Raw genomic sequence first — 9,828 nt, 5'->3', positions numbered from 1 at the left:
AAGACACCGGTTCAAGAGCCCCCGAGCCGCGACGCGCAGCGTCGCCGTGAGCACCCCGACGCACTGTCCGTACTGCGCCTTGCAGTGCGGCATGGACGTCGCCGGAACCGGGGGAGCCGAAGGGCCGGTCGTGACGATCACCCCGAGGCACGACATCCCGGCGAACGCCGGCGGGCTGTGCCAGAAGGGCTGGACCGCCGGGGAGCTGCTGGGCCGCGACCGCCGCCTCACCACCCCGCTCGTGGACGGCCGGCCCGCGACCTGGGAGGAGGCGCTCGACACCGTCGCGGCGCGGATCCGCGCGGTGCAGGCGGAACACGGCCCCGACGGCGTGGCCGTGTTCGGCGGCGGGGGGCTCACCAACGAGAAGGCCTACCAGCTCGGCAAGTTCGCCCGGATGGTGCTGCGCACCAGCCAGATCGACTACAACGGCCGGTTCTGCATGTCCTCGGCCGCCGCGGCCTCCAACCGGGCCTTCGGCATGGACCGCGGCCTGCCGTTCCCGATCACCGACCTGGCCGAGGCCGACGCGATCCTCGTCGCCGGCGGCAACATGGCCGAGACCATGCCGCCGTTCATGCGGCACCTGACCGCGATGCAGGAGCGGGGCGGCCGGCTCATCGTCATCGATCCCCGGGCCACCGCCACCGCCCGGCGGGCCGACCTGCACCTGCAGCCGGTCCCCGGCACCGACCTGGCGCTGGCCATGGGCCTGCTGCACCTCGTGATCACCGAGGGGCACGTGGACGAGGCGTACGTCGCCGCCCGCACCACCGGGTTCGAGCGGGTGAGCGCCTCGGCCGCCGCCTGGTGGCCCGAGCGGGTGGAGAGGATCACCGGCGTGCCCGTCGCCCGCATGCGCCAGGCCGCGGCGATCCTCGGCGACGCCCGCCGGGCGATGGTCCTCACCGGCCGCGGCGCCGAGCAGCACGCCAAGGGCACCGACACCGTCAGCGCGTTCATCAACCTCGCCCTCGCCCTCGGGCTGCCCGGCCGCGAGGGATCCGGCTACGGCTGCGTCACCGGCCAGGGCAACGGCCAGGGCGGCCGTGAGCACGGCCAGAAGGCCGACCAGCTCCCGGGCTACCGCAGGATCGACGACCCCGCCGCCCGCGCCCACGTGGCCGCGGTGTGGGGGATCGACCCCGCCGAGCTGCCCGGTCCCGGCCGGTCCGCCTACGAGCTGCTGGACGCCCTCGGCACCGCCGCGGGCCCCCGGGCGCTGCTGCTGTTCGGCTCCAACCCGGTGATCTCGGCACCCGACGCCGGGCGCGTCACCGAGCGGCTCGCCTCACTGGACCTGCTCGTCGTCTCCGACTTCGTCCTGTCCGAGACGGCGGCGATGGCCGACGTCGTGCTGCCGAGCACCCAGTGGGCCGAGGAGGACGGCACGATGACCAATCTGGAGGGCCGGGTGCTGCTGCGCCGCAGGGCCGTCGCTCCGCCGTCCGGGGTCCGCGGCGACCTGGAGATCCTCGGGGGCCTGGCGGCCCGGCTGCGCGGCCCGGAGGGCTTCCCCGCCGAGCCGCGCGAGGTCTTCGACGAGCTGCGGCGGGCCTCCGCCGGGGGGATCGCCGACTACTCCGGCATCACCTACGAGCGGATCGCCGCGGAGACGGGCGTGTTCTGGCCCTGCCCGGACACCGCCCACCCGGGCACGCCCCGGCCGTTCCTGGACCGTTTCGCCACCCCCGACGGCCGCGCCAGGTTCACGCCGGTCGAGCACCGCCCGCCCGAGGAGGACGTCGACGACGACCACCCGCTGTACCTGACGACCGGCCGGGTGCTGGCGCACTACCAGAGCGGCGCCCAGACCAGGCGGATCGCCGCGCTGAACGAGGCGGCCCCGGAGGTCTTCGTGGAGCTGCACCCCGACCTCGCCGAGCGGCTGGAGGTGGAGTCCGGAGACCGGGTGCGGGTGGTCGGCCGCCGGGGGACGGCCGAGGCGGTGGCCAGGGTCAGCCCGGCGATCCGCCCGGACACGGTGTTCATGCCGTTCCACTGGGCGGGGGCGAACCTCCTCACCAACCCGGCGCTGGACCCGGTGTCGCGGATGCCGGAGTTCAAGGTCTGCGCGGTCCGCCTGGAGCGTGCCGCGTGACCCGGCTGGTGGTGGTGGGCAACGGGATGGCCGGCGCGCGCCTGGTGAGCGAGGTCCGCGCCCGCGACCCGCACATCCGGATCACCGTGTTCGGCGCCGAGACCGGGCGGCCCTACAACCGGGCGTTGCTGTCGAACGTGCTGGCCGGGACGATGACGCCCGGCCAGGTGCGGCTGCTGGACGCGGAGTGGTACGCCGACCACGGGGTGACGGCCCTGCCCGGCGTCGAGGTGACCGGGATCGACCGGGAGGCCCAGGAGGTGCGGACCGCCTGCGGCCGTCGCGAGCCGTACGACGTGCTCGTGCTGGCCACCGGCAGCGAGGCCGTGGTGCCGCCGCTGCCCGGCGCGGAGCGGGCCGTGGCGTTCCGGACGCTGGGTGACTGCGAGGCGATCCTCGACGCGGCCAGTACGGCGCGGCGCGCGGTGGTCGTCGGCGGCGGCCTGCTCGGCGTGGAGGCCGCCCGCGGCCTGGCCGGGCGCGGGCTGCCGGTGACGCTGCTGCACCTGGCCGGCCATCTGATGGAGCGCCAGCTCGACGCCGAGGCCGGGCTGGTGCTGGGCGAGAGCCTCGCCGGACTGGGCGTGGAGATCCGTACCGGCGTGACCGTCCGGGAGATCCTCGACGGCGGCGTACGGCTCACCGCCGGTCCGGGGGCGCCCGGAGCCGGGACGTCCGGGCCCGGGGAGGCCGGGGAGCTCGCGGAGCCCGCGGAGCTCGGGGAGGAGGTCGTCGAGGCCGACCTGGTGGTCCTCGCCTGCGGCGTGCGGCCGGTGACCCGGCTGGCCCGGGACGCCGGGCTCGCGGTGGCCCGCGGCGTCGTCGTGGACGACGAGATGCGCACCGGCGACCCGTCGGTCTTCGCGATCGGCGAGTGCGCCGAGCACGACGGCACGGTCTACGGCCTGGTCGCGCCCGCCTGGGAGCAGGCGGCCGTGGTCGCCGACCTGGTGACCGCCGCGGACAAGACCGCCCGCTACCGCGGCTCGCGGCTGGTGACGCGGCTCAAGGCGCGCGGCGTGGAACTGGCGGCGATGGGCGAGACCCACCTGACCGAGGACGAGGCCGAGATCGTGCGGTTCAGCCACCGGGCCCGGGGCGCCTACCGCAAGCTCGTCATCCGCGACGGCCGACTGGTCGGCGCGATCCTCCTCGGTGAGACGCCCGCGGTGGGCACCGTCACCCGGATGTTCGACCACGGAGGCCCGCTGCCCGCGAACCGGGCCGGGCTGCTGTTCCCGGGCCTCGACGGCGGCACCGAGGCCGACAGCCCGGTCCGGATGCCGGACGCCGCGCGCGTCTGCCAGTGCAACAACGTCACCAAGGGACAGATCCGGAGCTGCTGGGAGTCGGGCGCGAGGGACGTCGCGGCGGTCGTCGCCGCGACCCGCGCCACGACCGGCTGCGGAAGCTGCCGCGACGCCGTGGAGGGCATCGTCGGCTGGCTGTGCGAGCAGGAGGGCATACCCGCATGAGATCTTCCGACCATCTCCCCGCCGGAGCCGGGACCAGGCTCGTCGTGGTGGGACACGGCCCGGCCGCCGCGCGTCTGACCGAGGCGCTGGCCGCCGGCGGCTTCGCCGGGCGCGTCACGGTGCTGGGCGAGGAGCCGAGAGCCGCCTACGACCGGGTGGCGCTGACCTCCTACCTGTCCGGCCGCAGCGCCGAGGACCTCACCTACCCGGTGCCCGAGGGCGTCGAGCTGCGGCTCGGCCACCCGGTCACCGGGATCGACCGGGACGCCCGCACGGTGACCACCGCCGACGGCCGCGCCGAGCCGTACGACACGCTGGTGCTGGCCACCGGCTCCAGCCCCTTCGTCCCGCCGGTCGCCGGCCGCGACCTGCCCGGCTGCTTCACCTACCGGACGATCGACGACCTGGACGCGATCAGGGCCGCCTGCGCCGGCGCCCGCGCCGGGGTGGTCGTCGGCGGCGGTCTGCTGGGGCTGGAGGCCGCCGACGCGCTGCGCGGCCTCGGCCTGACCACCCACGTCGTGGAGATGGCCGGCCGGCTCATGCCCCGGCAGGTCGACGAGGGCGGCGGCGCCGTGCTGCGCCGCCACATCGAGGCGCTGGGCCTGGCCGTCCACACCGGGACCGGCGTCCAGGAGGTCGTCGCCGGGCCGGACGGGCGGGTCGCCGGTCTCGTCACCTCCGGCGGCGAGACGATCGAGGCCCAGGTGGTGGTCTTCTCGGCGGGCGTCCGGCCGCGTGACGAGCTGGCCCGGCGGGCCGGCCTGGCGGTCGGCGAGCGCGGCGGCGTCGTCGTCGACGACGGCATGCGCACCTCCGACCCCGCGATCTACGCCGTCGGCGAGTGCGCCCTGCACGACGGCGTCGTCTACGGCCTGGCCGGGCCGTGCTTCACGATGGCCGAGGTGGCCGCCGACCGCGTCCTCGGCGGCGAGGCGGCCTTCGCCAGGGCCGACACCTCCACCAAGCTCAAACTGCTCGGCGTGGAGGTCGCCCAGTTCGGCGCCGCCGAGGGCGCGCTGGACGTCACCTTCATGGACCCCGTCGGCGGCGTCTACCAGAAGCTCCTGGTCAGCGACGACGCCCGCACCCTCCTCGGCGGCGTCTGCGTCGGCGACGCCGCGCCGTACGACACGCTGCGGCCCTTCGTCGGCCGCGACCTGCCGGCCGCGCCGGGCGAGCTGCTGTTCACCGGCGGCCCGGCCGACATCGACGTCCCCGACGACGCGCAGGTCTGCTCCTGCAACAACGTCACCGCCGGGCGGGTCCGCGCCGCCATCGCCGAGGAGGGGCTCACCGACGTCGCGGGCGTCAAGTCCTGCACCCGCGCCGGGACGACCTGCGGCAGCTGCGTCCCGGCGCTGCGGAAGATCCTGGCCGGGGCGGGCGTCGAGATCTCCACCGCCCTGTGCGAGCACTTCACGCACAGCCGGGCCGAGCTGTTCGACATCGTGAGGGTGCGCGGCATCACCACCTTCTCCCGACTCATCGCCGAGCACGGCACCGGCCGCGGCTGCGACGTCTGCAAGCCCGCCGTCGCCTCGATCCTCGCCTCGCTCGGCGGCGGCCACATCCTCGACGGCGAGCAGGCCGCCCTGCAAGACACCAACGACCACTTCCTGGCCAACATCCAGCGCAACGGCACCTACTCGGTGGTGCCCCGCGTCCCCGGAGGGGAGATCACCCCCGAGAGACTGATCGTGATCGGCGAGGTGGCCCGCGACTTCGGCCTCTACACCAAGATCACCGGCGGGCAGCGGATCGACCTGCTGGGCGCCCGGGTCGAGCAGCTCCCGCTCATCTGGCGGCGCCTGGTCGACGCCGGCTTCGAGTCCGGCCACGCGTACGGCAAGGCGCTGCGCACGGTGAAGTCGTGCGTCGGCTCCACCTGGTGCCGCTACGGCGTGCAGGACTCGGCGGCCCTGGCCATCGCCCTGGAGCTGCGCTACCGGGGCCTGCGCTCACCGCACAAGATCAAGTCGGCCGTCTCCGGCTGCGCCCGCGAGTGCGCCGAGGCCCGGAGCAAGGACTTCGGGATCATCGCCACCGAGAAGGGCTGGAACCTCTACGTCGGCGGCAACGGCGGGTTCTCCCCCCGCCACGCCGACCTGTTCGCCGCCGACCTGGACACCGAGGAGCTCGTCCGCGTCGTCGACCGGTTCCTGATGTTCTACGTCCGCACCGCCGACCGGCTCCAGCGCACCTCGGCGTGGCTGGAGCAGCAGGGCCTCGACCACGTCAGGCGGGTCGTCCTGGAGGACTCCCTCGGCATCTGCGCCGACCTCGACGCCCAGATGGAGCGGCACGTCGCCTCCTACGCCGACGAGTGGCGCGCCGTCCTCGACGACCCGGACAAGCTGCGGCGCTTCGTCTCCTTCGTCAACGCCCCGCAGACCCCCGACCCGTCGATCGCCTTCGAGCCCGAACGCGACCAGATCAAGCCCGTCCTCATCCCGCTGGAGGCGGTCCGCTCCTGACATCGCGCCCGACACCGCGCCGCCCCGCCTCCGCCTCCGGCGCCGGGCCGCCGCCCCGGAAGATCCGTCCGAACCGAAGGAGAGGTCAGCCGATGACCGTTCTGCACGAGACGCCGTCCGCCGTTCCGCCCGCCGCCCCGTCCGGGACCCCGCCCGCGGCCCCGTCGGGGGAGGACGCGGCGCCCCGCTGGACGCCGGTGTGCGCCTACACCGACCTGCTGCCCGAACGCGGGGTGTGCGCGCTCGTCGGCCGCCACCAGATCGCGCTGTTCCGGACCTTCGACGGCGAGCTGTTCGCGATCGGCAACCACGACCCGTTCAGCGGCGCCCAGGTCCTCTCCCGTGGGATCGTCGGCACCCGCGGCGGCTCGCCCGTCGTGATCTCGCCCATGCACCGGCAGGCGTTCTCCCTGGTCACCGGGGTCTGCCTCGACGACCCGGCGGTGACCGTGCCGACCTATCCGGTACGGCTCGCGGACGGCGCGGTGGAGGTGAGCGCTCCGTGACCGGGACCGCGGTGACCCCGGGACACGCCGGGACCGGGGCGGGCACGGAGCACGACGCCCTCGGAGCGGGGACGGACGCGGAGCACGCCCCGGGCCGGGGAGGGACACTCGGGGGCCGCACCGTCACCTCCCCCGAGACCGCGCCCGACGCGCTGGCCGGGTTCACCGTCGGGGTCACCGCGACCCGGCGGCGCGAGGAGTTCTGCGCCCTGCTGGAACGGCGCGGCGCGCGGGTCGTGCGGGCCCCGGCGATCCGGCTCGTCCCCCTGGAGGAGGACGCCGACCTGCTGGCCGCGACCCGGGAGGCCCTGTCCGGTCCGATCGACGACGTGGTGATCACCACCGGTGTCGGCTTCCGGGGCTGGATGGCCGCCGCCGAGGGCTGGGGGCTGTCGGGCGACCTGGCGGACCACCTGACCCGCGCCCGGCTGCTGACCCGCGGTCCCAAGGCGCGCGGCGCGGTCCGGGCCGCCGGGCTGGACGACCACTGGACGGCGCCCTCCGAGTCGTGCGAGGAGATCAAACGCCACCTCCTCACCCAGGACCTCACCGGACGCCGTGTCGCCGTGCAGCTGCACGGCGAGCCGCTGACCGGCTTCGTGGCGGAGCTGCGCGCGGCCGGGGCGGAGGTCGTCGAGGTGCCGGTCTACCGCTGGCTGCCGTACCGCGACCCCTCGCCCCTGCGCCGGCTGATCAGCCAGACGGTCACCGGGGCGGTGGACGCGGTGGCCTTCACCAGCGCCCCCGCCGTGCTGGCCATGCTCGCCGCGGCCCGCGCCGAGGGACTGGAGGAGGCGCTCGTCGCCGCGTTCGCCGGCCCGGTCGTCGCGGCCTGCGTGGGCCAGGTCACCGCCGGACCCCTCCTGGCCAGGGGCGTGCCGGTGGTGTGCCCGGAGCGGCCCCGGCTGGGCGCGCTGGCCCGCGCCCTCGCCCGGCACCTGCCCGAGCACGGCGTCACCCGCCTGGTCGCCGCCGGCTGCGAGCTGGAGATCCGCGGGCACGCCGTCGCCGTGGACGGCGGCCTGCGGACGCTGCCGCCCGCCCCGATGGCGGTGCTCAAGCGCCTGGCCGTCAAACCGGGCCACGTGGTGGCCCGCTCGGAGCTGCGCACCGTGCTGCCCGGCGCCACGTCCCGCGACTCCGCCGAGCACGCCGTCGAGATGGCCGTCACCAGGCTGCGCCGGGCGCTGGGCCGGTCCGGCATCGTCGAGACGGTCATCAAGCGCGGCTACCGCCTGGCCTGCGACCGCGCCGCCTGACGCCGCTCCGCCCCCTCCGAGGCCGCGGCGCCGGACGGCGGGGGCGGCGGGGGCGGCGCCGGGGGCTCGCGCCGTACCCCGGCCGGGCGGGACCGCCGGAGCGGGCGGGCCTCAGGACGGGTCCAGCCTCAGCTCCCGGACGATCTCCCCGGCCGCGGCGTCGCGCGAGGGCAGCAGGTCGGTGCCGACGAGCATCTCGTAGTAGGCGTGGCGGAAGCACCCGGCCAGCAGCAGGCGCGCGCTGGCGATCGGGTCCACACCGGAGGAGATCCGGCCCGCGCGCTGCTCGGCCGCGAGGTAGGCGGTCAGCGGCACCACCTCCGCCATCGGCCCCAGCGTGGAGTCGCGCAGCGCCTCGCGGAAGCGCACCGTGACGGAGGGGGAGCTGAAGACCGGCAGCGCCGCCGACTGCACCTCGACGTAGTAGTCGATGCCGGCCCGCGCGACGGGCAGCAGGTTGCCGCCGACCTCGCCCCGGCCGACCAGGTGCGCCAGGTCGTCGAGGATGCGCAGCCATACCGGCAGCCGGTCCTGCAGCAGGGCGAGGAACATGTCGACCGCCTGGCCGGGGGCGGCGCCGCCCGCGCGGGGGGAGGAGGCGGCGTTCTCGCCGTCCTCGCGTTTCATCAGCCCGGCCAGCTCGAGGACGCGGCGCCGCGTCTCCTGGGCCTTCTGGTAGGGGTCGAGCCGACGGGGGTCGAGCTGGGGAGTCGCCATGGTTGCCCTAACGTGCGCAGTCACCCGGACAATGTGCGGCGTGGGGGAGGGGTCGTTCACCGGAGTTCACGGAGCTGTGTCCCTCCGGGTCGTCTGATCGTTACACAGCGGTCACCCGGCGGACGGTCCGCAGCCGAACCGGGTGGGGCCGATTATGGACCCGCGTGGAGGCGCCGGGGATGGAGTAACGGTAACGATGCGCTGAGTGTTCTCCCAGGGACGCCCGGGAGGGGCGGGGCCCGCAGGCCCGGGCCGCAGCCCGGGGCCGTGTCCGCTCCCGGGGTCTCAGCCGTCGCCGTCGCGGTCGCGGCGGCGCAGGTAACGCTCGAACTCGGCGGCGATGGCGTCGCCGCTGGCCTCGGGCAGCTCCGCGGCGTCCTTGCGCTCCTCCAGCTCCTTGACGTACTCGGCCACCTCGCTGTCCTGGGAGGCCAGCTCGTCCACGCCGTGCTCCCACGCCCTGGACTCCTCGGCCAGTTCACCCAGCGGCATCGGGATGTCGAGCAGGTCCTCCATGCGGCGCAGCAGCGCCAGGGTGGCCTTGGGGTTGGGCGGCTGGGCGACGTAGTGCGGCACCGACGCCCACAGCGAGACCGCGGGTATCCCGGATTCCCCCAGGATGTGCTGGAGCACGCCGACGACGCCGGTCGGCCCCTCATAGCGGCTCAGCTCCAGGTTGATCGCCCGCGCCAGGTCCTCGTCGCTCGCCGAGCCCACGATCGGCACCGGCCGGGTGTGCGGGGAGTCGTTGAGCAGCGCGCCGAGCAGCACCGCCAGCTCCACCCCCACGTGACGGCAGACATCGGTGATCTCCTGGCAGAACGTGCGCCAGCGCATGTTGGGCTCGATGCCGCGCAGCAGTACGACGTCGCGGTCGGCCCCCGGCGGCCGGGCCACCAGCAGCCGGGTGGTCGGCCAGGTGATCGACCTGGTCAGCCCGTCGCCCATCTCCACGATCGGGCGGGTGACCTGGAAGTCGTAGTAGTCCTCGGGGTCGAAGGAGACCAGCGGTGTGGCCTTCCACTCGTTCTCGAGATGCGCGATCACTCCGCTCGAGGCCTCGCCCGCGTCGTTCCACCCCTCGAACGCGGCGATGAGCACCGGGTCGACGAGCTTGGGTAGACCTTCGAGTTCGATCACGCGCGGCCTCCTTCCTCGCCCAGGTCCTGTTTCGTGGGTGGGCCGCCCCGCGCGGGGTGCCCCCAACGGGCCCACGCCGGGGCGGGCGGCGGGGTAACGACAGGGGGGGGGGGGGCAGCACCCCCAGACCCCGCGCCGGGGCCGGGTCCCCCC

Annotated in this window: 7 protein-coding genes; 5 read left to right on the top strand and 2 right to left on the bottom strand. The window is 75.3% G+C overall.

Annotated features, from left to right (window positions below):
- Window positions 1-91 precede the first annotated feature (91 nt).
- The 5 genes from ACFYSC_RS29465 (at window position 92) to ACFYSC_RS29445 (ending at window position 7,818) form a co-directional block, all read left to right on the top strand.
- Window positions 92-2,101 (top strand): molybdopterin oxidoreductase family protein, encoded by a 2,010-nt coding sequence (locus ACFYSC_RS29465; RefSeq protein WP_389968415.1) that lies wholly within the window; start codon window positions 92-94, stop codon window positions 2,099-2,101.
- Entirely contained in the window at window positions 2,098-3,576 is a 1,479-nt protein-coding gene (locus ACFYSC_RS29460) for an FAD-dependent oxidoreductase (protein ID WP_389968169.1), read from the top strand. The genes ACFYSC_RS29465 and ACFYSC_RS29460 overlap by 4 nt, the downstream gene beginning before the upstream one ends.
- On the top strand, window positions 3,573-6,053 hold the full coding sequence (gene nirB, locus ACFYSC_RS29455) for a nitrite reductase large subunit NirB (RefSeq protein WP_389968167.1): 2,481 nt from the start codon (window positions 3,573-3,575) through the stop codon (window positions 6,051-6,053). Before ACFYSC_RS29460 ends, nirB begins: the two co-directional genes overlap by 4 nt.
- 92 nt (window positions 6,054-6,145) lie before the next feature.
- The gene (gene nirD, locus ACFYSC_RS29450) at window positions 6,146-6,559 is read left to right on the top strand and encodes a nitrite reductase small subunit NirD (RefSeq protein WP_389968165.1); all 414 of its coding nucleotides are present in this window, start codon (window positions 6,146-6,148) and stop codon (window positions 6,557-6,559) included.
- 152 nt (window positions 6,560-6,711) lie between these two features.
- A complete protein-coding gene (locus ACFYSC_RS29445; protein ID WP_389968413.1) occupies window positions 6,712-7,818 on the top strand; it encodes a uroporphyrinogen-III synthase in 1,107 nt (368 codons plus the stop codon).
- Window positions 7,819-7,929: 111 nt separating this feature from the next.
- Here ACFYSC_RS29445 and ACFYSC_RS29440 read toward each other — a convergent pair whose 3' ends face one another.
- Both ACFYSC_RS29440 and ACFYSC_RS29435 read right to left on the bottom strand, forming a co-directional pair.
- Window positions 7,930-8,535, bottom strand: a complete 606-nt coding sequence (locus ACFYSC_RS29440) for a hypothetical protein (protein WP_389968163.1) — start codon at window positions 8,533-8,535, stop codon at window positions 7,930-7,932.
- Between the two features lie 285 nt (window positions 8,536-8,820).
- A complete protein-coding gene (locus ACFYSC_RS29435; protein ID WP_362937204.1) occupies window positions 8,821-9,675 on the bottom strand; it encodes a PAC2 family protein in 855 nt (284 codons plus the stop codon).
- Window positions 9,676-9,828 lie beyond the last annotated feature (153 nt).

It is taken from the genome of Streptosporangium sp. NPDC004379 (genome assembly GCF_042873875.1).
Taxonomy (GTDB): Bacteria; Actinomycetota; Actinomycetes; order Streptosporangiales; family Streptosporangiaceae; genus Streptosporangium.
The sequence above is the reverse complement of the archived record's forward strand: the minus strand, read 5'-3'. Positions and strand labels throughout refer to the sequence as shown.